Genomic DNA, 23,582 nt, shown 5'->3' on the forward strand with positions numbered 1-23,582 from the left:
ATCCTGGCACGCCCGGCCGACAACACCCGGTGGGTTTCCCGAGCCTCCGGTCGGGGGCGCGGCGACGCCGGGCGGGGCCGGAGTGCTCCGGCCCCGCCCGACGGCTGGGTGGTGTCCGGCACGGGGCCGGCGCGGAGAGGTCAGACGGTCACCTCCCCGGCCGTCTTCTCGGGGGCCGGGAGCGCGGGTGCCGCCCCCTCGGTCGCGGTGGTGGCCGCACCGACCGCGACCTTGCGGAGGGTGGCCTCGGCGAGGAGGGCGGCCGCCACCAGCAGGACCGCGCCGGCCACCGCCGCCGCCTGCATGCCGTGGGTGAAGGCCTCCCGCGCGGCGGCCGTCAGGGCCCGGCCGGCGTCGCCCGGCAGCTGTCCGGCGACGGCCAGCGCGCCGCCCAGCGTCTCGTGGGCCGCGGCGGGGGCGTCGGCCGGGATGTCGTGGCGGTAGACCGCGGTGCCGACGGAGCCGAGGACGGCCATGCCGAGGGCGCCACCGAACTCGGCGCCCGTCTCCAGCAGGGAGGCGGCGGAGCCCGAGTTGCCGAGCGGGACAGTGCCGAGGGCCAGGTCCATCATCTGGGACATCACGGTGACGATGCCCGAGGCGAGGACGCCGGCGCCGGCCAGGACCAGCCAGAGCGAGTCGGTGCCGGCGAGGGCGAGGAGGGCGTATCCGCAGGCGGCGACGGCGAAGCCACCGGCGACGACATGGGCGCGGTGCACGCCCTTCTCGACCAGTCGGGCGGCGACGGGCGCGGCCACGCCGACCAGGACGGTGGGCAGCAGCGACCAGAGGGCGGCCGACATGGAGCTCTTGCCGAGCACGGACTGGAGGTACTGCGTGGTGAAGAAGGCCGAGCCCATCATGCCGAACGAGGAGACGAGGTTGAGGACGACGGCGGGCGCGAATCCCCGGCCGCGGAAGAGAGCGGGGGAGATGAGCGGGGACCTCGCGGTGCGCTGACGGTGGACGAACAGGGCGGTGAAGAGCAGCCCCACGGCGATCGAGACGACGTACCGCACGTTCCAGCCCTCGGAGGGGATCTCCTTGACGCCGTAGATCACCGGCAGGACCGCCGCCATCGACAGCGGAACGCTGAGCAGGTCGAAACGGCCGGGCTCCGGGTTCCTGGACTCCGGCAGCAGGAACGGGCCGAGAACCAGCAGCAGCACCATCGCGGGCAGGTTGACCAGGAACACCGAACCCCACCAGAAGTACTGGACGAGGACGCCGCTCATGACCGAACCGAGCGCGATACCGCCGGTCATGACGCCCGACCACAGCCCGATCGCCTTCGCGCGCTGCCCGGGGTCGGTGAACATCGTGCGGACGATCGCCATGGTGGACGGCATCAGGGTGGCGCCGCCGACCCCGAGGAGCGCGCGGGCCGCGATGAGGGTCTCGGCGCTGTCCGCGTAGGCGGCCAGGGCGGAGGCGGTGCCGAAGGCGGCGGCGCCGATCAGCAGCAGCTTGCGGCGCCCTATGCGGTCGCCCAGCGAGCCCATGGTCATCAGCAGGCCGGCGAGCACGAACGCGTAGATGTCGAAGATCCAGAGCTGCTGGGTGCCGCTCGGCTCCAGGTCCGCGCTGATCGCGGGGATCGCGAAGTACAGCACGGAGACGTCCATGGAGACCAGGAGGAGCGGAAGCATCAGGACGCCGAGGGCGGTCCACTCGCGGCGGCCGGCCAGGGCGCCCGGGGCGCCGGGGACCGGAGTCGTGCTCGTCGGGTTCGTCATGGCAGGGACTGTACGGACGTCATAAACGCTTGTCTAGTACGCCTGTATAAGACGTTCGTTTTGTACGTCGGTATAGGACGGTTGTCTGAATCGCGGTACGCTGGCCGGCATGGGACACCGTGAGGATCTGCTCGAAGGCGCCAAGCGCTGCCTGCTGGCCAAGGGGTTCGTGCGCACCACCGCGCGCGACATCGTTAAGGAGTCGGGGACGAACCTGGCGTCCATCGGCTATCACTACGGCTCGAAGGACGCGTTGCTCGCCACGGCGTACGTGGATCTCATCGCCAACGTCGGTGACACCTTCGGCGCGTTCGCGACGACCGACACCGCGAGCGCGCCCGGTTCCCTGGAGCGCTTCCAGGAGGCCTGGGAGAGCATCACCCGGTCGTTCGTCAAGGAGCGGCCCATCTGGATGCTCACCTTCGAGGTGATCACCAACTCCGACCGGCTGCCCACCGTCCGCGAACACCTGGCGAAGGCCTCGGACGAGGGCCGCCGCGGACTCGTCCCGCTACTGGCCGGCGGAGCGGAGGCCGACGTGGACGACACCACGCTGCGCTCGCTCGGCGGCTTCTACCAGGTGCTGCTCAACGGCCTCAGCGTGCAGTGGCTCTTCGATCCGGACTCGGCGACGAACGCGGCCGAACTGACCGAGGGGCTGCGCCGTGTCATCGACGGGGTGGCGAAGTCCGGGAGCTGATCGCGCCCTACAGCCGCGCCCCCTTCAGTGCCATGTGCAGCAGCAGGCGGTCCTCGCCGTCGTCCAGGTCGAGGCCGGTGAGCTGCTCGACGCGGGACAGGCGGTAGTAGAGGGTCTGGCGGTGGATGCCCAACTCGGCGGCCGTACGCCCCGCCTGGCCCGCGAGGTCGAGGAACACCTCTGCGGTGCGGGCGAGTTCACGATGGGCCGGAGCCAACAGGGCCTGTACGACGGGGTCGTGGGCCGCATCCGGAGGCAGGGCGGTGAGCAGTCGGTAGGGTCCGATGGCGTTCCACTGGGCGACCGGTCCGAGCCGCGGTTCGGCCAGCGCGGCCCGCGCCGCGGAAGCCGCCTCCTGCCAGGCGGCCCCCAGTTCGCCGAGCCCCACCCGCGCCCCGGAGACCCCGGCGGCGGCCCGCCCGCCCGCGCCGCCCGGTCCGGCGCCGGCCGCGTCCTCGCCCCGCCCGCCCTCCGCCTCCCGTACGAAGCGGGTGGCCGCGGTCAGCGCCGGCGTCAGGACGTCGGCGGAGCGCAGCCGCACCAGCAGCGCGAGACTCTGGCCGGTGGTGCCCCACGGGACGGTGCACAGCGCGGTCGCGCCGGGCACCGTGCGGGCCGAGGGGGCGTCGTCCGGGTCCGCCGAGGGCCACGGCGCCACGCACAGCACCGCGTGCAGGCCCTCACCGCGCGGCCCGAGCGCCGTCCGCAGCTCGGCCACCGCCATGTCGCGCTGCCAGCCGCGCTCGGCGGTCAGGACGGCGCGCAGCTCACGGGTGAGGTCGGCGCCCGCCTGGGCCTCGTCCGCCAGGAGGGCACCGATGCGCGAGGTCACCTGCATGGCCGCGGCCAGCTGGGCGTCCGTGGGTCCCGGGTCGTCGTCGAGCAGCCAGACGTACCCGAGCACGACACTCCGATGGCGTACCGGAAGGCAGATCCGGCCCCGGTAGACGCCCGCCTCCGGGGTCGGGGGGATACGGACGGGGCCGGAGGCGCGGGTGATGCCGAAGCCCTCGAACCAGGTGCGCACCGCGGTGGTGGAGCGGCGCGTGAGGATCGAGCGGGTGCGCACCGGGTCGAGCGCCGACGGGTCGAGGTCGCCCTCGCTGTCGTACGCGCCGAAGGCGATCAGCTCGAAGTCGCGGTTCTCCAGCGTCGCGGGGACGCCGAGGAGCGCCGAGATCTCGTCGACCAGCTCCTGGTAGTCGCCTCTGTATTCACCGCTCACCCGGGCATTCTCCCGCATTTCAGCGAGCCCTTCATACATTTGTCTGAGATCCGGGGAACGGATGCGTGACAGGTGTCGATGGCCCAGGATCGAAGAGATCCCTAGGTTTCACGGTGGTTCTCCGTGCCGTACCCGAATCGTCGGGATTCGGCCTCCTGCTGGCCTTGTTGTGGAGGTGCCCCGTGCTGGGTCCCGTGATTCTCGCCGCTTCGCGCAGCGACAAGATGCGCCGTCTGATCTCGGCCGCCCCGGTGACCAAGCCGGTCGTCGACCGCTTCATCCCCGGCGAGACCGTCGACCAGGTCGTCCCGATCATCAAGGACCTGACGGCCAAGGGCCTGGAACTCACCATGGACGTCGTCGGTGAGGACATCACGACGCCCGAGCAGGCCGCCGCCGCGCGCGACGCCTACCTGGCGCTCGTCGACCACCTGAAGGAGCTGGACCTCGGCACCCGCGCCGAGATGTCCGTCAAGCTCTCCATGTTCGGCCAGGCGCTGGAGGGCGGCCACGAGCTGGCCCTCGCCAACGTCCGCCCCGTCGTCGAGGCCGCCGCCGCCATCGGCACCACCGTCACGCTGGACGCCGAGGACCACACCACCCTCGACTCGATGTTCGCCATCCACGAGGAGCTGCGGAAGGACTTCCCGCAGACCGGCTGCGTGATCCAGGCCTACCTGTTCCGCACCGAGGCCGACGCCCGCCGCCTCGCCGAGAGCGGCAGCCGGGTCCGCGTGGTGAAGGGCGCCTACAAGGAGCCCGCAGAGGTCGCCTACCAGCAGAAGGCCGAGACCGACAAGGCGTACGTCCGGATCCTGAAGATCCTCATGGAGGGCGAGGGCTACCCGATGATCGGGTCCCACGACCCCCGGATCATCTCCATCGCGCAGGAGCTCGCCCGCAAGGCCGGGCGCAAGCTGGACGAGTACGAGTTCCAGATGCTGTACGGCATCCGCAGCGACGAGCACCTGCGGCTCGCCGCCGAGGGCCACCGCATGCGCGTCTACACGGCGTACGGCACCGACTGGTACGGCTACTTCATGCGTCGCCTCGCGGAGAAGCCGGCCAACCTCGTGTTCTTCCTGCGCAGCATGATCACACGTGGCTGATCCCACCTGGCTGTGCACCGGCTCCGGCCGGGAGTCCGGGGATTGCCCTCCGGACAGGCACGGCACCCGCTCGATCCTCACCAAGGGCTGAGACCGAAACACCCGCTCGACTCAAGGAGTTACGGAACCCATGGACGCTGTGACCCAGGTCCCCACCCCCGTCAACGAGCCGGTGCACGGCTACGCCCCCGGTTCGCCCGAGCGTGCACGGCTGGAGGCCAAGCTCAAGGAGCTGGCCGAGAACCCGATCGAGCTGTCGATGACCATCGGCGGCGAGAAGCGGCTCGGCGGCGGTGAGCGCTTCGAGGTCGTGCAGCCGCACAACCACAAGGCCGTCATCGGCACCGGCGCGCACGCCACCGCCCAGGACGCCCAGGACGCCGTCGACGCCGCCCTCGCCGCCGCCCCGGCCTGGCGCGCGATGGCCTTCGACGACCGCGCCGCGATCATCCTGCGTGCCGCCGAGCTGCTGTCCGGCCCCTGGCGCGAGACGCTGGCCGCCTCCACCATGCTCGGCCAGTCGAAGACCGCCCAGCAGGCCGAGATCGACACCCCCTGCGAACTCGTCGACTTCTGGCGCTTCAACGTGAAGTACGCCCGCGACCTGCTCGCCGAGCAGCCCCCGGCCAACTCGCCCGGCGTCTGGAACCGCCTCGACCACCGTCCGCTGGAGGGCTTCGTCTACGCGATCACGCCCTTCAACTTCACGGCGATCGCGGGCAACCTGCCCACCGCTCCGGCGCTCATGGGCAACGTCGTCGTCTGGAAGCCGTCCCCGACGCAGACCCACGCCGCCGTGCTGCTCATGCAGCTCCTGGAGGAGGCCGGCCTGCCCAAGGGCGTCATCAACCTCGTCACCGGTGACGGCATCGAGGTCTCCAAGGTCGCCCTGGAGCACCGCGACCTCGCGGGCATCCACTTCACCGGCTCGACCAAGACCTTCCAGTACCTGTGGAAGACGGTCGGCAACAACATCGAGAAGTACCGCGCGTACCCGCGTCTCGTCGGCGAGACCGGCGGCAAGGACTTCCTCGTCGCCCACCCGTCGGCCGACCGCGCCGTCCTCAAGACCGCCCTGACCCGCGGTTCCTTCGAGTACCAGGGCCAGAAGTGCTCGGCGACGTCCCGCGCCTACATCCCGGCCTCCATCTGGAACTCCGGTTTCAAGGAGGAGTTCGCGGCCGAGGTCGACTACCTGACCATGGGTGACGTCACGGACCTGTCGAACTTCATGGGCGCGGTCATCGACGAGCGCGCGTTCGCCAAGAACAAGGCGGCCATCGACCGCGCCAAGTCCGACCCGACCTGCACGATCGTCGCGGGCGGCTCGTACGACGACTCCGTCGGCTACTTCGTGCGCCCGACCGTCGTCGAGTGCTCGGACCCGGAGAACGAGGTCTTCAAGACCGAGTACTTCGGCCCCTTCCTCGCCGTGCACGTCTACGAGGACGACGCCTACGACGCGATGCTGACCCAGATGGAGTCGGCGTCCGACTACGCGCTCACCGGCTCGGTCGTCGCGGGTGACCGCGCCGCGGCCGCGTACACGATGGAGAAGCTCCGCTACGCGGCGGGCAACTTCTACATCAACGACAAGTCGACCGGCGCCGTCGTCGGCCAGCAGCCCTTCGGCGGCGGCCGCGCCTCCGGCACCAACGACAAGGCTGGCGCCCCGCAGAACCTGATGCGCTGGACGCTGACCCGCGCCATCAAGGAGACGCTGGTCGCCCCCACCGACTACGGCTACCCGCACATGGGCTGACACCCGTCACCGACTCCGCCCCCGCCCACGGTCTCCCCCGTCCGTGGACGGGGGCGGTTCCATGTCCGCACGCGGCGGCACAGTGACACGGTGACGTCGTGAAGTCCGGGGCGAGGGGGGTCCGATCGCCGTCCGCCGTGGGAATACTGGCCGCATGGCCATCCGACTGAGGACCGCTCACACCGCGGACCTCGCCCCCGCCGAACTCCGCGCCGCGCGCACCCTCCTGGAGGACGCCTTCGACGGCGACTTCCGCGACGAGGACTGGGACCACGGACTCGGCGGCCTGCATGTCCTCGTCCACGACGAACGGGGCCTCGCCGCGCACGGCTCGGTGATCCAGCGGCGCGTCCTGCACGCCGGACGGTCGCTGCGCGTCGGCTACGTGGAGGCGGTCGGCGTCCGCGCGGATGTGCGCCGCACGGGGCTCGGCGGTCGTGTGATGGCCGAACTGGAGCGGATCATCGAGGGCGCCCACCCGCTCGGCGCGCTCTCCGCCAGCGAGGACGGCGCCGCCCTGTACACGGCACGCGGCTGGCAGCTCTGGCCCGGACGGGTCTGCGCCCTCGCCCCGGACGGTGTCGTCCGCCTCCCCGACGAGGAGGGCACCACCTTCGTCCGCCCCGGCGCCGCCCTCGGCCCCCTCGACCCGGCACACGACCTGGTCTTCGACTGGCGCGACGGCGACGTGCTCTGACCGGCACGGACGCTGACACCCGCACCCGGCTCCCGGAGACGCGAACGGTCGTCCCTGGTCGGAGCGGTGCGACCCGGTCCGCCGTCTCAGATAGTAGGAAGTCCGAGTAATTGTAGAGACAGATGCCCGGTCCTCACCTAGTTTTGTAGGAGCCGAACGTCTCGCTTGACCAAGCGAATGGCGGTCGTGAGCCGGAGCCCCTGGCAGGCAACCCCTGCGGCCCCGCTCCCCGCCCCTTCCGGCGTCTCGTAAAGACCTCACCGCACTTCCGGGCGTCCCCGTGCGGGCACCGCCGGAAGGTAAGGAGTCGATTCATCATGGCCGAGACGACCGTCCGCCGAGTCCGTCACCACTCTCGTTCGAGCAGCGAGTCCGACCGCAAGAACGCCGCCGCAGCGCTCCAGCGCGCCCTGGACCGCAGGGACAACGGCGGTGAGACGGGCCACTGAGGCCCGCAGCCCCCTCAGCCGGGAGCCGCCCGCAGAGGTGCGGCGCGAGGCGAACGCCCCGCGCCGCACTTCGGGGCGCCGTGCGCGCCCGCGGTCGATCGGGCCGTCACCGGCCTCCCGGAGCGGCCGTGGCGCTCCCTTGCCGCGGCACGTTCCCGCCCAGCCCCGCCCTCACTTCCCGCGCCGCACCACGAAGTGGTCGATCCGTTCGCCGTTCTGCGCCAGCGCCGACACCGTGAGCCGCGGTGAGGGGCCGGTCTCCGCCTCCACCGAGAGGAAGGAGTAACCGGTGTACCGCACCCGCGACCACGTGACGGTGTCCGGCTTCTGCTTCTTCGACTTCGTCCAGTGGAAGGTCTCCACGGACTCGCGGTCCCTCACCTTGCCCTCGTAGCTGTCCTTCACCCCGATGGGGAACCGGTACAGGCTCTTGCCCGCCCCGCCCGCCGTGACGTAGACGATGCCGTCACGCGTCGGGTCGGTCGACGCGCCCACCGGCACCCGCCGGCCCACCGCGCCGCCCTTGATCGCGTCGGTCCGCTCGTAGACGTGGTTGTGTCCGTTGATCACCAGGTCCACCTGGTGCTTGGCGAACAGCGGCACCCACGCGTCCCGCACCCCGCCGTCGGAGGCGTGCGTGGAGGTCGAGTACGCGCAGTGGTGGAAGAACACCACGACGAAGTCGACCTGCCCGCGCAGCTCCCCGAGCCGCCGGTCCAGCCAGGCGGTCTGCCGGCCGTCCGAGTAGCCCTTGTTGGCGGGGATCTCGTACGACACGTCGTTGGCGTCCAGCGCGACGATGCCGACGTTGCCGTAGACGAAGGAGTAGACGCCCGGCGCCCGCTTCGCGTCGAAGCCGTTCTCCGGGAGCGACCAGCGCGCGGACTGGCCGCCGTAGCCGTTCGGCGAGTACCAGGCCTCCATGTCGTGGTTGCCGGTCGTCACCATCCACGGCACGGACCCGGCCACCGTCTCCGTCTGCTTCAGGAACAGGTCCCAGGCGCCCGGGTCGTAGATGTCCGACGCCTCGCCGTGGCCGATGCCGTCCGCGTAGCAGATGTCCCCGGCGTGCAGGTGGAACGCCGGGCCCCGGCCGAGCAGCACCTTGTCGTTGGCGAGGGCGTCCGGGGTCACGCCCTGGTCGCCGAAGGCGGTGAACACGAACTTCTCCGGACGCGCGGGCGCGGTACGGAAGTGGCCGATCGTCGCGTGCCGTTCCTTGCCCGCCGGGTCGAAGCCCTCGTGGCCGACGCCGTAGTAGTACGTCGTCCCGGGACGCAGCCGGTCGAGGGCCGCGTGCAGGTAGTACTGGTCGAGCGCCCCCCGCTGCCCGGCGAGACCCGGCGTGTGCAGGGCGCGGACCTCGGCCTCGATCCGCCGGCTCAGCGCCCAGGGCGTCACCCCCACCCGGACGAACGGCTTGCGGACCGCCGACGGCACCTGCCAGGAGATCCGCATCTGGGTCCTGGGGTCCGCGCCGAAGGCGAGATGGCGTCCGAACGGCGTGACGGCGGAGCCCGGCACCCGGCTGGTGGCCGGGTTCGGCGTCGAGCCGGCCGCCCGCGTGCCCCTCCCGCCGCCAGGCCCCGCGCAGCCGGCGAGCAGCCCGCCGCCCGCGAACGCGCTCGCCGACACCAGCGCGCGGCGCCGGGTGAGCTTCGTCCGCAGGTACTCGTACTGCTCCGCCATGCTCATGGTGTCCACGAGCTCGCGCGGAACGCCGACGTCGGGGACGGGGAGCCCGGGAGGAGTCACCCTGGAAGAAGCGGTCATGTCTGGAAAGTTCCCAGCGTGCGCCAACGGCCGTCGTACATACGGGTGAACGCCGGTCGAAGGGTGGGCGTGCTCCGGGACTCGCGTGTCCGCATGGCGGACATCGTGTGTCATCCCATGGGACAAGGAGTACGGTGCCGCTATGTCTCGCAGCATCGATCTCGCAGTGATCCCCGGTGACGGCATCGGCCAGGAAGTCGTGGCCCAGGGGCTCAAAGTCCTCTCCGCCGTCCTTCCGCAGGACGTGAAGCTGGAGACCAAGGATTTCGACTTCGGCGCCCGGCGCTACCACGCCACCGGTGAGACCCTCACCGACGCCGACCTCGACGCGCTGAAGCAGCACGACGCCATCCTCCTCGGCGCGATCGGCGACCCCTCGGTCCCGTCCGGCGTCCTGGAGCGCGGTTTCCTGCTCAAGCTCCGCTTCGCCTTCGACCACCACGTCAACCTGCGTCCGTCGAAGCTCCTGCCGGGTGTCGAGACCCCGCTCGCCGGTCAGCCCGCGATCGACTTCGTCGTGGTCCGCGAGGGCACCGAGGGCCCGTACACGGGCAATGGCGGCACCATCCGCAAGGGCACCCCGCACGAGGTCGCCACCGAGGTCTCCGTGAACACGGCGTTCGGTGTCGAGCGCGTCGTCCGTGACGCCTTCGCCCGCGCCCAGGCCCGCCCCCGCAAGAAGCTGACGCTGGTCCACAAGAACAACGTGCTGACCTTCGCGGGCCACCTCTGGACGAACATCTTCAACCAGGTGGCCACCGAGTTCCCCGAGGTCACCACCGACTACATCCACGTCGACGCGGCGACGATCTACCTCGTCACCCAGCCCGAGCGCTTCGACGTCATCGTCACCGACAACCTCTTCGGCGACATCATCACCGACCTCGCCGCGGCCGTCTCCGGCGGCATCGGCGTCGCCGCCTCCGGCAACATCAACCCGAGCGGCGAGTTCCCCTCGATGTTCGAGCCCGTGCACGGCTCGGCGCCCGACATCGCGGGCCAGGGCAAGGCAGACCCCAGCGCCACCGTCCTGTCCGTCGCCCTCCTGCTGCGCCACCTCGGCTACGAGGCCGAGGCCGCCCGCATCGAGGACGCCGTCTCCGCCGACCTCGCCGAGCGCGTCGGCAAGCCCGCCCGCAGCACCGAGGAAATCGGCGACGCGCTGGCCGCACGAGTAGCCGGCTGACCCGCCGCACGTCTACGTCTCGTAGCAGCCGCCGGGTCGCATCCGCACCCGGCGGCTTTGCTGTGCCCTCGCCGGGTGCCACCATCAATCCCTGGGCCTCCCCCCGGGCCGCATACACGCCGTTTTCTCCCACGGTCCTCCGCTGGGCGATAATCGAACGCGGAGCCGCGGAATGAGGGAATGCTCGGACGTCCTACCACTGGCCACTGGCAGTGCGGGCGTGAGCGCGGCCCGTCACATCCAACCGGTGAAGGACAAACCACTCATGACGCAGCCCACGATCGAGCTCAAGCCCTCCGCCAGCCCGCTCTCCGCCGCCGAGCGCGAGGCGATCCTGGTCAACCCGGGGTTCGGCCGCCACTTCACCGACCACATGGTGACGATCAAGTGGACGGAGGGCCGCGGCTGGCACGACGGGCAGCTCGTTCCGTACGGACCGCTCTCCCTCGACCCGGCGAACATGACCCTGCACTACGCGCAGGAGATCTTCGAGGGACTCAAGGCCTACCGCCAGCCCGACGGCTCCGTCGCCACGTTCCGCCCCGACAAGAACGCCCGCCGCTTCCAGGCCTCCGCCCGCCGGCTCGGCATGCCGGAGCTGCCCGTGGAGACCTTCGTCGAGGCCTGTGACGCGCTCGTCCAGCAGGACCGCGACTGGGTGCCCGCGCACGGCGGCGAGGAGTCCCTCTACCTGCGTCCGTTCATGATCGCGACCGAGGTGGGCCTCGGGGTGAAGCCGGCCAACGAGTACCTCTTCCTCGTCATCGCCTCGCCCGCCGGCGCCTACTTCGCGGGAGGTGTGAAGCCCGTCTCGATCTGGCTCTCCGAGGACCGCGTGCGCGCCGTCCCCGGCGGCATGGGCGACGCGAAGACGGGCGGCAACTACGCCGCGTCGCTGCTCGCCCAGGCCGAGGCCGCCGCCAAGGGCTGCGACCAGGTCTGCTACCTCGACGCGGTCGAGCACCAGTGGATCGAGGAGCTCGGCGGCATGAACCTGTACTTCGTGTACGGGGACCGGATCGTCACCCCCACCCTCACCGGCTCGATCCTGGAGGGCGTCACCCGCGACTCCCTGCTGACCGTGGCCCGGGACCTCGGCTACACCGCCGAGGAGGGCCGCGTCTCGATCGACCAGTGGCAGACCGACGCCGAGAACGGCAGCCTCACCGAGGTCTTCGCCTGCGGCACCGCCGCGGTGATCACCCCGGTCGGCACCGTCAAGCGCACCGGCGCCGAGTGGAAGCAGTCGGGCGGCGAGCCCGGCACCGTCACCCTCAAGCTCCGTGAGGCCCTGCTCGACATCCAGCGCGGCATCACCGAGGACACCCACGGCTGGATGCACCGCCTGGGCTGACCGCCCGGCCGGTCCGCCGCCGTCCGGACCGCCTCGCGTCGACCCCGAGTCCCCGCCATGTCCCCGCGCGAGCGGGTGACCGGGCGGGGACCGGCGTCTTCCGGGGCACAGGCGTCCCGATCGCAACTCCCGTTCCCTACAACCCTTCAGGCTCGTCGAAGGTCATCTCTGAGCCGTATGTACGTCCTGGAGGGGAACCCATGTCCGAGTACCGTCGTCATCGCTCCCGGCGATCCGTCGCCCTGGCCGCCACCGCCGTCGCGACCGTCCTGGCCGGTGGCCTGCTGATCACCCTGCCCGGCGCGGCGAGTGCCGCCCCGTCGGGCCTGGGGGACGACTTCAACGGCGACGGCTACCGCGATCTGGCGACCGGCGCCCCGGGCGCCGTCGCGGCCGGGAAGGCCAAGACGGGCGCCGTGGTCGTGAACTACGGCTCGGCGAGCGGGATCAGCGCCGCGCGCCACAAGACCACGTCGCAGAGCTCCTCCGGCGTGCCGGGCGCCTCGGAGACCTCGGACCGCTTCGGCACCGAACTCGCGCACGGCGACCTCAACCGCGACGGCTACGGCGATCTCGTCGTCGGCACCCCGCAGGAGGACGTCAGCGGTGACGTCGACGGCGGCTCCGTCACCGTCCTGTGGGGCGGCGCGTCCGGCCTGTCGGGCGGTACGACGATCAGCGACCCGAACCCGTCGGGCCACGACCGGTTCGGCCAGTCCCTGGCGGTCGGCGACTTCACCGGCGACGGGAAGACCGATCTGGCGGTCGGCTCCACCGGCAAGGACGTGTGGATCTTCAAGGGCGGCTTCACCAAGTCCGGCGGCGCGGCCGGCAAGCTGCGCCTCGACGCCTCGATCGAGTCGGGCGCGTACCCCGAGGGGGCCGTCCAGCTCGCCGCCGGGGACTTCGACGACGACGGCACGGACGACGTGGTGGTGGGCTCCTTCGCGGGCAACTTCGTCTACCGGGGCACCCCGGCGGGACCCACGTTCCAGACCAAGGCCGGCGAGCAGTTCGCGGGCGCGTACGCCGTCGCCGACTTCGACCGGGACGGGCATGACGACCTGGTCGTCGGCACCGACTTCGTCGACTTCCTGAACTCTCCCGCCAAGGGCGGCTACGCCACCGTCTACTACGGCGGCACGACCGGCGTCGACACCACGCGCAGCGCCGCCTTCAGCCAGGACACCGCGGGCGTGCCGGGAACGGACGAGTCCGACGACTGGTTCGGAGGCTCGCTCGCGGCGGGCGACGTCAACGGCGACAAGTACCCGGACCTCGCCGTCGGCGCGGACAACGAGTCCGTCGGCTCGACGGACGGCGTCGGCAACGTCTGGGTGCTGCGCGGCGGCCCCTCCGGCCTGACGGGGAGCGGCGCCCAGTCCTTCAACCAGGGCACCGCGGGCGTCCCGGGTGCCAACGAGCAGTCGGACATGTTCGGCGACGCCGTCCACCTCGCCGACCACGACAAGGACGGCCGGGCCGACCTCGCGGTGGGCGCGGCCGGCGAGAACAGCGACGACGGCGCGGTCTGGGTCCTGCGCGGCTCCACCGGCGGCGTCACGGCCACCGGCGCGGTCAGCTTCGGCGCCTCCTCCGTGGGCATCGGCACGTCAGGCGACGACCCCATGTTCGGAGGCGTCATGTCCGGTTCCTGAGCGGCACGCGGGGACGGACGGCCGCGCGCCGACGGCCGGAGGGGGCGGCACCGGACGATTCCGGGGCCGCCCCCGCCGCATGTCGACGTGCGCCGACGGGTGCCGCCCCCGCGCGCCCGACCCGGGAGGCGTCTAGAGCCCGGTCCTCGCGGGGGCGAGTTCCTCCACGGCGGGTGCCGGCGACGGCGCCTGCCGTGCGGTGAGCGCGTAGTAGAGCACACCGCCCACCAGCCCCGACAGCAGGAAGCTGCAGTCCACCCCGCCGGTCAGCTTCAGCAGCGGGCCCTCGTACGAGGGCAGTGAGACCGCGAGCAGCCCGGCGCACGCGCCGATCGCCCAGGCCACGGTGGCCTGGACGTTCCAGCCGGCCCGGTACCAGTAGACGCCGCCCTTCGAGCGCCGGTTGAAGACCTGGAGGGCGTCCGGGTCGTAGACACCCCGGCAGCGCACGAAGCCGATCAGCGTGATGACCGCCCACGGAGTGCCGATCGCGGTCAGCAGCAGGACGAACGACGTCATCGCGGACTGCGCGTTCCAGGCGTAGTGGCCGACGAAGACGCAGAGCATGGCGACGACGGCGACCGAGCAGGTGGCGCGCGCCCGGGAGGCGCGCGGCAGGATCGCGTCCAGGTCGAGGCCCATCGAGTAGAGCATCAGCCCGGCGTTGCCGACCGAGCCGGCGGAGGCCGCCAGCAGCAGCGGGACCAGGTACCAGCCAGGTGCGGCGGACACCAGCGGACCCGCGTAGTCGAGGGCCGCGTGGGCCGCGTACGCCGTGAAGGTGCCGAAGAGCTGGGGGACCAGCAGGCCCGCGATCAGGCCGAGCCAGGTGGAGTGCAGGACGGTGCGCGAGGTGTGGCGCGCGGGGGAGATGTAGCGGGTGTAGTCGCCGAGCAGGGTGATGAACGCGATCGGGCCCGAGAGTCCGGCCGCCACCGCCGCCAGCAGCCAGGTGGGCCAGAACGAGCCGAGCAGGTAGCCGCCGGTCTCCGGGATGGCCGCGGTGGAGAAGTGCGGGGCGTACGCGATCACACCGACCGCCAGCAGGGCGGTCATGCCGATCGCGAGGGCGCGGGACATGGTGAGCAGGACGCGGTAGCCGTAGACCGCGCCCGCGACGGTGGCCGCGGCGAGCACGACGTACACGACGGCGTACGCGGTGCCGCTGGGCTCCAGGCCGAAGAGCCGGCCGAGGACGCTCACCATCACGTCGCCGCCGATCCACACGGTCAGCGCGGTGTAGCCGAGGGCCAGCAGGAGACCGACGACCGAGCCGACCAGCCGCCCGCGCACGCCGAACTGGGCGCCGGAGGAGGTGGACAGGTTCGTTCCGGTCCGCAGCGAGACCAGGGCCAGCGGCGCGGTGAGCGCGGTGCCGACCACGGTGCCTGCCACGATCGCGCTGACCGAGGACCACCAGCCGAGCCCGAAGGAGGGCGGCAGCCAACCGAAGATGATCACGCCCAGGCAGAGGTTGGAGCCGAGCAGGATCGACATGAGGTCGCGCGGACCGCTGGTGCGTTCCTCGTCGGGGATCGTGTCGACTCCGCGCTGTTCAATCGGCATGGCTGGTCTCCTTCGACGGCCGCCCGGGGGTGGTGCTGGTCGCATCCAAAAATTAGAGCGACGTTCAATGTGTCGTCTTCAACGCTCGTCCGTCAATGTTTCCCTTCCATGAAATCCACGTTTAGAGTGATGCTCTAACCGGAGGAACGCAAGGAGGTGTCGTGGCGTGAGACTGACCCCCACGGAACGTGACCGGCTGCTGCTGTTCTCGGCCGCCGAGCTGGCCCGCGCCCGCAGGGCCCGCGGACTGCGGCTCAACGTGCCGGAGGCCACCGCCCTGATCGCGGACACCGTCTGCGAGACCGCCCGCGACGGCGGCCGGCTGGCCGAGGCGATCGAGGCGGCCCGGTCCGTCCTCGGCCCCGACGACGTGCTGCCCGGCGTCGCGGACGTGGTCACCGAGGTGCACGTCGAGGCCGTCTTCGACGACGGCTCCCGGCTCGCGGTCGTCTCCGACCCCATCGGCGGCGGACTCGGCGACCTGGCCCCCGGCGCGCTGCTGCCGGCGCCCGCGCACACCGAGCCCCCCGCGGTCCTGCGGCTGACGGTCACCAACACCGCCACCGTGCCCGTCTCCGTCACCTCCCACTTCCACTTCTTCGAGGCCAACCCGCGGCTCGACTTCGACCGCGCGGCCACCTACGGGATGCGGCTGGCCGTGCCCGCCGGATCCTCCGTCCGCTTCGGCCCCGGCGAGAGCGCCGAGGTCGGTTTCGTGCCGATCGGCGGCGAGCGGATCGCCATCGGCTTCGCCGGTCTGGTCGACGGGCCCTTGGACGCGCCCGGAGCGAAGCAGGAAGCCCTGCGCCGCGCCGCCGCCTGCGGCTACCTCGGCGTACCGGACACCCGTGACAAGGAGGCCGGCCGATGAGCCGTCCCGGAGGCCACCCCGCGGAACCCCGCCGCCTCTCCCCGTACGAGTACGCCGCCACCCACGGACCCCGGGCCGGCGACCGGGTCCGGCTCGGCGACTCCGGACTGACCGTCCGCGTCGAGTCCGACTCCCAGCTCCCGGGGGACGAGTTCCTCGCCGGATTCGGCAAGACCGCCCGCGACGGGCTGCACCTGAAGGCCGCCGCCGTCCGGGACACCTGCGACGTCGTCATCAGCAACGTGGTGGTGATCGACGCCGTCCAGGGGATCCGCAAGGTCTCCATCGGCATCCGCGAGGGCCGGATCTGCTCGATCGGACGGGCCGGCAACCCCGACACCCTCGACGGCGTCGACGTCGTGGTCGGCACCGGCACGTCCATCGTCTCCGGCGAGGGCCTCATCGCCACCGCCGGAGCCGTCGACACCCACGTCCACCTGCTCTCGCCGCGCATCATGGAGGCCTCGCTGGCCTCCGGCGTGACGACGATCATCGGCCAGGAGTTCGGCCCCGTCTGGGGCGTCGGCGTCAACTCCCCCTGGGCCCTGCGCCACGCGTTCAACGCCTTCGACGCCTGGCCCGTCAACATCGGCTTCCTGGGCCGGGGTTCGTCCTCCGACGGCGCCCCGCTCGTCGAGGCGCTCGCCGAGGGCGGTGCCAGCGGCTTCAAGGTCCACGAGGACATGGGCGCCCACACCCGCGCCCTCGACACCGCGCTGCGCGTCGCCGAGGAGCACGACGTCCAGGTCGCCCTGCACAGCGACGGCCTGAACGAGTGCCTGTCGGTCGAGGACACCCTGAAGGTGCTCGACGGACGCACCATCCACGCCTTCCACATCGAGGGCTGCGGCGGCGGACACGTCCCGAACGTCCTGAAGATGGCGGGCGTCCCGAACGTCATCGGGTCGTCCACCAACCCGACCCTGCCCTTCGGCCGGGACGCGGTCGCCGAGCACTACGGCATGATCGTCTCCGTCCACGACCTGAAGACCGACCTGCCCGGCGACGCCGCGATGGCCCGCGACCGCATCCGCGCCGGGACGATGGGTGCCGAGGACGTGCTGCACGACCTGGGCGCGATCGGCATCACCTCCTCCGACGCCCAGGGCATGGGCCGCGCCGGGGAGACCGTCCGCCGCACCTTCGCCATGGCCGGGAAGATGAAGGCCCAGTTCGGAGCGCCCGAGAGCGACGACAACGAACGCGTCCTGCGCTACATGGCCAAGCTGACGATCAACCCGGCCGTCGCGCACGGCCTCGCCCACGAGGTCGGCTCCATCGAGACCGGCAAGCTCGCCGACATCGTGCTCTGGCGCCCCGAGTACTTCGGCGCCAAACCGCAGCTCGTCCTGAAGTCCGGCTTCCCCGCCTACGGAGTCGTCGGCGACCCGAACGCCGCCACCGACACCTGCGAACCCCTCGTCCTCGGGCCGCAGTTCGGGGCGCACGGCGCGACGCCCGCCGAGATCTCCGTGGCGTTCGTCGCGCAGGCCGCGCTCGACCAGGGCAACGACACCATGCCGACCCGGCGCCGCCGCGTCGCCGTCCGCGGCACCCGCGGCATCGGCCCGGCCGACCTGCGCCTCAACTCCCGTACCGGAGCGGTCGACGTCGACCAGCGCACCGGCCTCGTCACCCTCGACGGCGACCCGCTGCGCTCCGAACCCGCCGACTCGGTCTCCCTCAACCGCCTGTACTTCCTGTGAACGACCACGCCTCTAAGGAACCCCCCATGTCTGCTGCCGCCGACGGCTTCCGGATGCCCGCCGAGTGGACCCCGCACGAGCGCACCTGGATGGCGTGGCCGGGCCCCAACCCGACCTTCGACAACCCCGACGACCTCGCCGGGTCGCGCGCGGCCTGGGCGGCCGTGGCCCGTGCCGTCCGCCGCTTCGAGCCGGTCACCGTGGTCTGCGGTCCCGGCCAGTCCGAGGCCGCCGCCGAACTCCTCGGCCCCGGCGTCGACACCGTGGAGCGGGAACTCGACGACGCCTGGATGCGCGACATCGGCCCCACCTTCCTCACCAACGGCGCAGGCGAACTCGCCGCCGTGGACTGGACGTTCAACGGTTGGGGCGCCCAGGAATGGGCCCGCTGGGAGCACGACTCCGTGATCGGCGCGCAGGTCGCCGAACTGGCCGGTGCGAAGACGTACGCCTCCCGGCTGGTCAACGAGGGCGGGGCGATCCACGTCGACGGCGAGGGCACCGTGCTCCTCACCGAGACCGTCCAGCTCGGCCCCGAGCGCAACCCCGGCTGGAGCCGCGAGGAGGTCGAGGCGGAGATCCACGCGCAGCTCGGCACCCGCAAAGCGATCTGGCTGCCGCGCGGTCTCACCGGCGACTACCCCCCGTACGGCTTCGGCACCCTCGGCCACGTCGACATCGTCGCCGCCTTCGCCCGGCCCGGCGTGATCGTCGCCCACTCCCAGCAGGACCCGGCCCACCCCGACCACGCGGTCAGCCAGGAGGTCATCGGGCTGCTCAGGGCCCAGACCGACGCCCGGGGCCGCAGCATCGAGGTCGTCGAGGTGCCCGCCCCGACGGTCCTGGAGGCCGACGGCCACTGGGCCGACTACTCGTACATCAACCACTACCTGTGCAACGGCGGCGTCGTGCTCTGCGGCTTCGACGACCCGCGCGACGAGATCGCGGCGGGCATCTTCCGCCGCCTCTTCCCGGAGCGGACGGTGACACTGGTGGACGCACGTACGATCTTCGCGGGCGGCGGTGGCATCCACTGCATCACCCAGCAGCAGCCGAAGGTCTGAACACGGGAGTCACGGATGGCCGGTGCGCGGAAGAACGCGCCGCCGCGCGAGGAGGTCCTCGCCGCCGCCATGGAGATGATCGCCGAGCGCGGTCTGGAGAAGCTCACCATGGCGGCGCTCGGCCGCGAGGTCGGCATGAGCAGCGGCCATCTCCTCTACTACTTCCGCACCAAGGACGAGCTGCTGCTGCGCACCCTGGAGTGGAGCGAGGGACGGCTCGGCACCGAGCGCGGCCGGCTGCTGGCCGCGCGCGGAACCGCCCGGGAGCGCCTCGACGCCTATGTCGACCTGTACGTCCCGGAGGGCCACCGCGATCCGCACTGGACGCTCTGGCTGGAGGTCTGGAACCGCTCGCAGAACGCCGCCGAGGACGCCCGGGAACGGCAGGTCGCCATCGAGGGCGCCTGGCACCGGGACCTCGTCGCGCTGCTCGCCGAGGGCATCTCGCGCGGCGAGTTCCGCGCCGTCGACCCCGACCGCCTCGCCGCCCGGCTGCGCGCCCTGCTCGACGGCTTCTCCATCCACGTGGCGATCGGCCTGCGCGGCACCGACCGCGAACGGGTGCTGTCCCACGTGCGGGAGTTCCTCGACGAGTCGCTGGGCTGACCCCGCCGCGGCGCAGCGGGGCACGCCCGCGCCGTCCGGAACGGTGCTCGCATCCTGAGACGCCCGTGAGAGGGCGCGTGCTCTGTGCCAGACTGCCCCCGTGCTCTCGTTCGCCACGATTATTGGCAGCAGGCGCGCCGGTCCGCAGTGACCGCCACGTACGACCAGGTACGGGCGGACACCGTCGTTCTCGACCCGCGCGCAGACCTCTCGCACCCGCGAGGGGTTTTTCGCTTTTCTGGCCCACCTTCAGCCGGGAGCGCAGCGCGAGGGATCATTGGGGGACGGTGGAGCCGGTCATTCCGGTAGACCGAGATTCAACACAGGAGCCTTGACACCATGACGGAAACCAGCGAACTGGACGACGCGTTCCACGTCTTCGACACGACGCTGCGCGACGGCGCGCAGCGCGAGGGCATCAACCTCACCGTGGCGGACAAGCTGGCCATCACGCGGCACCTGGACGACTTCGGAGTCGGCTTCATCGAGGGCGGCTGGCCCGGCGCCAACCCCCGCGACACCGAGTTCTTCGCCCGTGCCCAGCAGGAGATCGACTTCAAGCACGCGCAGCTCGTGGCCTTCGGAGCGACCCGCCGGGCAGGCGGCAAGGCCTCCGAGGACCCGCAGGTCAAGGCACTCCTGGACTCCGGCGCCCCGGTGATCACGCTGGTCGCCAAGTCCCACGACCGGCATGTCGAGCTCGCCCTGCGCACCACCCTGGAAGAGAACCTGGAGATGGTCCGCGACACCGTCTCGCACCTGCGTTCCCAGGGCCGCCGCGTCTTCGTCGACTGCGAGCACTTCTTCGACGGCTACCGCGCGAACCCGGGCTACGCCAAGGCGGTCGTCCGCGCGGCCGCGGAGGCCGGCGCCGACGTCGTGGTCCTGTGCGACACCAACGGCGGGATGCTCCCCGCGCAGGTCCAGGCCGTCGTCGCCACCGTCCTCGCGGACACCGGCGCCCGGCTCGGCATCCACGCCCAGGACGACACCGGCTGCGCGGTCGCCAACACCCTGGCCGCCGTCGACGCGGGCGCCACCCACGTCCAGTGCACGGCGAACGGCTACGGCGAGCGGGTCGGCAACTCCAACCTGTTCCCCGTCGTCGCCGCCCTGGAGCTGAAGTACGGCAAGAAGGTGCTGCCCGACGGCGCCCTGCGGGAGATGACCCGGATCTCGCACGCCATCGCCGAGGTGGTCAACCTGACCCCCTCCACCCATCAGCCCTACGTGGGGGTGTCGGCCTTCGCCCACAAGGCGGGCCTGCACGCCTCCGCGATCAAGGTCGACCCCGACCTGTACCAGCACATCGACCCCGAGCAGGTCGGCAACACCATGCGGATGCTGGTCTCCGACATGGCGGGCCGCGCCTCGATCGAACTCAAGGGCAAGGAACTCGGCGTCGACATCAGCGGGGACCGCGAACTGGTCGCCCGCGTCGTCGCCCGCGTCAAGGAACGCGAGCTGGAGGGCTACACGTACGAGGCGGCCGACGCGAGTTTCGAGCTCCTGCTGCGCGCCGAGGCCGAGGGCCGGGCCCGGTCCTACTTCCAGGTCGAGTCCTGGCGTGCCATCGTCGAGGACCGCCCCGACGGCAGCCACGCCAACGAGGCCACGGTGAAGCTCTTCGCCAAGGGCGAGCGCATCGTCGCCACCGCCGAGGGCAACGGTCCGGTCAACGCCCTCGACCGTGCCCTGCGCGTGGCCCTGGAGACGATCTACCCCCAGCTGGCCAAGCTGGAACTGGTCGACTACAAGGTCCGCATCCTGGAGGGCAAGCACGGCACGTCCTCCACCACCCGCGTCCTGATCGCCACCTCCGACGGCACGGGGGAGTGGTCCACGGTCGGTGTGGCCGAGAACGTCATCGCCGCGTCCTGGCAGGCGCTGGAGGACGCGTACACCTACGGCCTGCTGCGCGCCGGGGTCGAGCCGGCCGCGTAACGCGCCGAACGCCGGAGGGGCTAAGGCCCCTCCGGCGCTCATCCCTGTGGGGGGGGGCTTACTGGAGGTGCCATTTCTGGTTGGCGGCACCCGTGCACGACCAGATCTGCGCCCGGGCCCCGTTCGCCGACGAGTTGTCCGTGACGTCGAGGCACTTGTTCGCCGCCGTGTTGACCACGTCGCCGGTCGAGGCGCTGTACGACCAGCGCTGGGCGGCCGAGCCGTTGCAGTCGTAGAGCTGGACCTTCGCGCCGTTCGCCGTCGAGGCCGAGGTGACGTCGAGGCACTTGCCGAGCGAGCGCACCGAACCGTCGGCCTGCACGCTCCAGGACTGCGCGGTCGAGCCGTTGCAGTCGTAGAGCTGGACCGCCGTGCCGTTGGCGCTCGAACCGCCCGCCACGTCCAGGCACTTGCCGGCCAGTCCGACGAACGCCCCCGACTGCGCGCCGCCGCCCGACTGTGTCCCGGACCAGGTGAACGTCGCCGACGTCTTGCCCGGCAGTGAGTAAGTGGCGTGCTGGGAGCCCCAGTTGATGGTGACGGTCTTGGCGGCCGAGCCGTCGTTGTAGGCGATCAGGGCCTTCGAGCCGTCCGGGTTGCGCCAGGCGACGTTCGGGACCGCCGACGACGCGGTGGAGGCGATCCGCTGGGCGCCGGGACGGACGAACTTCGTCAGATGGCCCATCGTGTAGTACTCGACCGTGTAGTCGACGCTCCCGCTCGCCCCGTCGCCGTTGTGCACGGTGATCAGGCCGGTGCAGGTGCCGCACCCGCCGTTGTGCGGGCCCATGTTCTGGTCCACCGCCAGCGACCACTTGGTCACCGACTTCGCCCAGTTGCGGGTGTAGTCGACGATGTTGAGCATGTCCTCGCGCTGCTGGTTCGCGATCCAGGTGCCGCCGGAGTGTTCGGTGCCGAACGCGTCGAGGTTCGGGTACTGGTTGTGCACGCTCGTCTGCTTGCCGACGTCGCCGCCGTACCCGTGCCAGGCGATCCCGCCGAAGTTCGGGTGCGAGCGGACCGCCGCGTCGTCCACGGTCTGCGCCGCGTAGGAGTCGTACACGTCCCAGTTCCAGTCGTGCGCGAGCACCTTGGTCGACAGCCCGGCCGCCTGGAGCTTGGGCAGCAGCTCGCTCTTGGTGAAGTAGGCGAGCCCCGAGGCGTTCCAGCTCATCGAGGGATAGCCCGAGCAGCAGGTCGGTTCGTTCTGCGCGGTGACGTACGAGACGGGGACACCCTGGTCCCGGTACGCCTGGAGGTACTTCACGAAGTACGAGGCGTAGGCGCCGTAGTCCTCGGATTTCAGCCATCCGCCGTTCAGTGAACCGCTGTCCTTCATCCAGGCCGGCGCCGTCCACGGCGAGGCCATCACCGTGAGGGACGGGTTGAGCTGGAGCGCCTGCCTGGTCAGCGGCACCACGTCGGCCAGGTCGTGCGCGATGGAGAACTTCGTCAGGTTCGGATCGGTCTGCCCGGCCGGCACGTCGTCGTAGCTGTAGCCGAATCGGGCCAGGTCGGAGGCGCCCATGGGGTTGCGCAGGAAGGACAGCCCGATGCCGTCGGTGGGGGAGAAGAGCTTGCGCATCGTCGCGTCGCGCGTGCTCTGCGACAGCGCCCCGCTGCTGTTCATCAGCCACGCCGCCGTGTCGGTGAAGGAGGCCCCTCCGCCGGTGAACGTCTGGTACCGGGTGTTCTCGTCGACGGTGATGTTCTCGCCACCGCCGCCGCTTCCCGACTGGAACGCGAACGGTGCCTGGGCCTGAAGACCGCGCACGACATGGCGGCCGCCGGAGTCGTCCGTCGTCGTGAGCCAGGCGGTGACCTGCTCGCCCGCGGCGTGCGCCGTGACGGGCGCGGCCGCCGTGAATCCCGCGGTGGTGAGCAGCCCGGCGACGATCAGCCGTACCGCCCGAGTGGATCTCCTGATGGATCTCCGCATGGAGCGCCGCCCTTCTGGAGGTGGGGGGTGGGGAGGCGTGCGAGGCGTGAGTAAATGACGGCTCGGGAGCCGCGTCAAGGGGTCGCGCGTTCACATTCTGAAGGAACAACTGCTCTGATCCGGCCGTGACTTGGGTGTGTACCGGTTCTGACGTGAAGCCTTGACGGGTTCCCGTGACGCCAGTTAACTCACGCCCTGATCTAAGTCGTGAGAAGAACGTGAGAGTCGAAAGGGAAC

18 protein-coding genes are annotated in these 23,582 nt (G+C 71.3%); 13 read left to right on the forward strand and 5 right to left on the reverse strand.

Features of this window, described 5'->3' with window-relative positions:
• Positions 1-140: 140 nt before the first annotated feature.
• Positions 141-1,736 (reverse strand): MFS transporter, encoded by a 1,596-nt coding sequence (locus tag B0675_RS16525; protein ID WP_081219586.1) that lies wholly within the window; start codon positions 1,734-1,736, stop codon positions 141-143.
• Positions 1,737-1,845: 109 nt separating this feature from the next.
• Here B0675_RS16525 and B0675_RS16530 point away from each other — a divergent pair, with 109 nt between their 5' ends.
• Positions 1,846-2,436 (forward strand): TetR/AcrR family transcriptional regulator, encoded by a 591-nt coding sequence (locus B0675_RS16530; protein ID WP_081219587.1) that lies wholly within the window; start codon positions 1,846-1,848, stop codon positions 2,434-2,436.
• 7 nt (positions 2,437-2,443) lie between these two features.
• On the opposite strand, the gene B0675_RS16535 is transcribed toward B0675_RS16530, so the two are convergent.
• The gene (locus B0675_RS16535) at positions 2,444-3,679 is read right to left on the reverse strand and encodes a helix-turn-helix domain-containing protein (protein WP_179165312.1); all 1,236 of its coding nucleotides are present in this window, start codon (positions 3,677-3,679) and stop codon (positions 2,444-2,446) included.
• Between the two features lie 164 nt (positions 3,680-3,843).
• Between B0675_RS16535 and B0675_RS16540 the strand changes: the two genes are divergently transcribed.
• The 4 genes from B0675_RS16540 (at position 3,844) to B0675_RS42435 (ending at position 7,678) form a co-directional block, all read left to right on the forward strand.
• On the forward strand, positions 3,844-4,770 hold the full coding sequence (locus B0675_RS16540; protein WP_081219589.1) for a proline dehydrogenase family protein: 927 nt from the start codon (positions 3,844-3,846) through the stop codon (positions 4,768-4,770).
• Between the two features lie 130 nt (positions 4,771-4,900).
• Entirely contained in the window at positions 4,901-6,532 is a 1,632-nt protein-coding gene (pruA, locus tag B0675_RS16545) for an L-glutamate gamma-semialdehyde dehydrogenase (RefSeq protein ID WP_081219590.1), read from the forward strand.
• 154 nt (positions 6,533-6,686) lie between these two features.
• Positions 6,687-7,229 (forward strand): GNAT family N-acetyltransferase, encoded by a 543-nt coding sequence (locus B0675_RS16550; protein WP_081219591.1) that lies wholly within the window; start codon positions 6,687-6,689, stop codon positions 7,227-7,229.
• A 317-nt stretch (positions 7,230-7,546) separates the two neighbouring features.
• A complete protein-coding gene (locus tag B0675_RS42435; protein WP_266616822.1) occupies positions 7,547-7,678 on the forward strand; it encodes a hypothetical protein in 132 nt (43 codons plus the stop codon).
• Between the two features lie 171 nt (positions 7,679-7,849).
• Here the strand turns inward: B0675_RS42435 and B0675_RS16555 are convergent, their stop codons facing one another.
• On the reverse strand, positions 7,850-9,451 hold the full coding sequence (locus B0675_RS16555; RefSeq protein ID WP_081219592.1) for a metallophosphoesterase family protein: 1,602 nt from the start codon (positions 9,449-9,451) through the stop codon (positions 7,850-7,852).
• A gap of 142 nt (positions 9,452-9,593) precedes the next feature.
• Here B0675_RS16555 and B0675_RS16560 point away from each other — a divergent pair, with 142 nt between their 5' ends.
• The 3 genes from B0675_RS16560 to B0675_RS16570 all read left to right on the forward strand — a co-directional run bounded on the left by B0675_RS16560 (position 9,594) and on the right by B0675_RS16570 (position 13,649).
• The gene (locus tag B0675_RS16560) at positions 9,594-10,637 is read left to right on the forward strand and encodes a 3-isopropylmalate dehydrogenase (protein WP_081219593.1); all 1,044 of its coding nucleotides are present in this window, start codon (positions 9,594-9,596) and stop codon (positions 10,635-10,637) included.
• A gap of 265 nt (positions 10,638-10,902) precedes the next feature.
• Positions 10,903-11,991 (forward strand): branched-chain amino acid aminotransferase, encoded by a 1,089-nt coding sequence (locus B0675_RS16565; protein WP_081219594.1) that lies wholly within the window; start codon positions 10,903-10,905, stop codon positions 11,989-11,991.
• 200 nt (positions 11,992-12,191) lie between these two features.
• Complete coding sequence (locus tag B0675_RS16570; RefSeq protein WP_081219595.1) at positions 12,192-13,649, forward strand: FG-GAP and VCBS repeat-containing protein; 1,458 nt, start codon at positions 12,192-12,194, stop codon at positions 13,647-13,649.
• A 132-nt stretch (positions 13,650-13,781) separates the two neighbouring features.
• On the opposite strand, the gene B0675_RS16575 is transcribed toward B0675_RS16570, so the two are convergent.
• On the reverse strand, positions 13,782-15,215 hold the full coding sequence (locus B0675_RS16575; protein WP_081219596.1) for a cytosine permease: 1,434 nt from the start codon (positions 15,213-15,215) through the stop codon (positions 13,782-13,784).
• Positions 15,216-15,381: 166 nt separating this feature from the next.
• On the opposite strand from B0675_RS16575, the gene ureA reads away from it, so the two are divergent.
• From ureA to cimA, 5 genes are all read left to right on the forward strand, one after another.
• Positions 15,382-16,086, forward strand: a complete 705-nt coding sequence (gene ureA / locus B0675_RS16580) for an urease subunit gamma (RefSeq protein ID WP_081219597.1) — start codon at positions 15,382-15,384, stop codon at positions 16,084-16,086.
• Positions 16,083-17,792 (forward strand): urease subunit alpha, encoded by a 1,710-nt coding sequence (locus B0675_RS16585; protein WP_081219598.1) that lies wholly within the window; start codon positions 16,083-16,085, stop codon positions 17,790-17,792. The genes ureA and B0675_RS16585 overlap by 4 nt, the downstream gene beginning before the upstream one ends.
• A 26-nt stretch (positions 17,793-17,818) precedes the next feature.
• A complete protein-coding gene (locus B0675_RS16590) occupies positions 17,819-18,856 on the forward strand; it encodes an agmatine deiminase family protein (protein ID WP_081219599.1) in 1,038 nt (345 codons plus the stop codon).
• A 15-nt stretch (positions 18,857-18,871) separates the two neighbouring features.
• Positions 18,872-19,462: a TetR/AcrR family transcriptional regulator gene (locus B0675_RS16595; RefSeq protein ID WP_081219600.1), complete on the forward strand. Its 591-nt coding sequence runs from the start codon at positions 18,872-18,874 to the stop codon at positions 19,460-19,462.
• Between the two features lie 339 nt (positions 19,463-19,801).
• Positions 19,802-21,406, forward strand: coding sequence for a citramalate synthase (gene cimA, locus B0675_RS16600; RefSeq protein WP_081219601.1), 1,605 nt, complete (start codon positions 19,802-19,804; stop codon positions 21,404-21,406).
• 58 nt (positions 21,407-21,464) lie between these two features.
• Here cimA and B0675_RS16605 read toward each other — a convergent pair whose 3' ends face one another.
• Positions 21,465-23,345, reverse strand: a complete 1,881-nt coding sequence (locus tag B0675_RS16605) for a ricin-type beta-trefoil lectin domain protein (protein ID WP_081219602.1) — start codon at positions 23,343-23,345, stop codon at positions 21,465-21,467.
• Between the last annotated feature and the right edge of the window lie 237 nt (positions 23,346-23,582).

The organism is Streptomyces sp. M41(2017) (genome assembly GCF_002078175.1).
Lineage (GTDB): Bacteria > Actinomycetota > Actinomycetes > Streptomycetales > Streptomycetaceae > Streptomyces.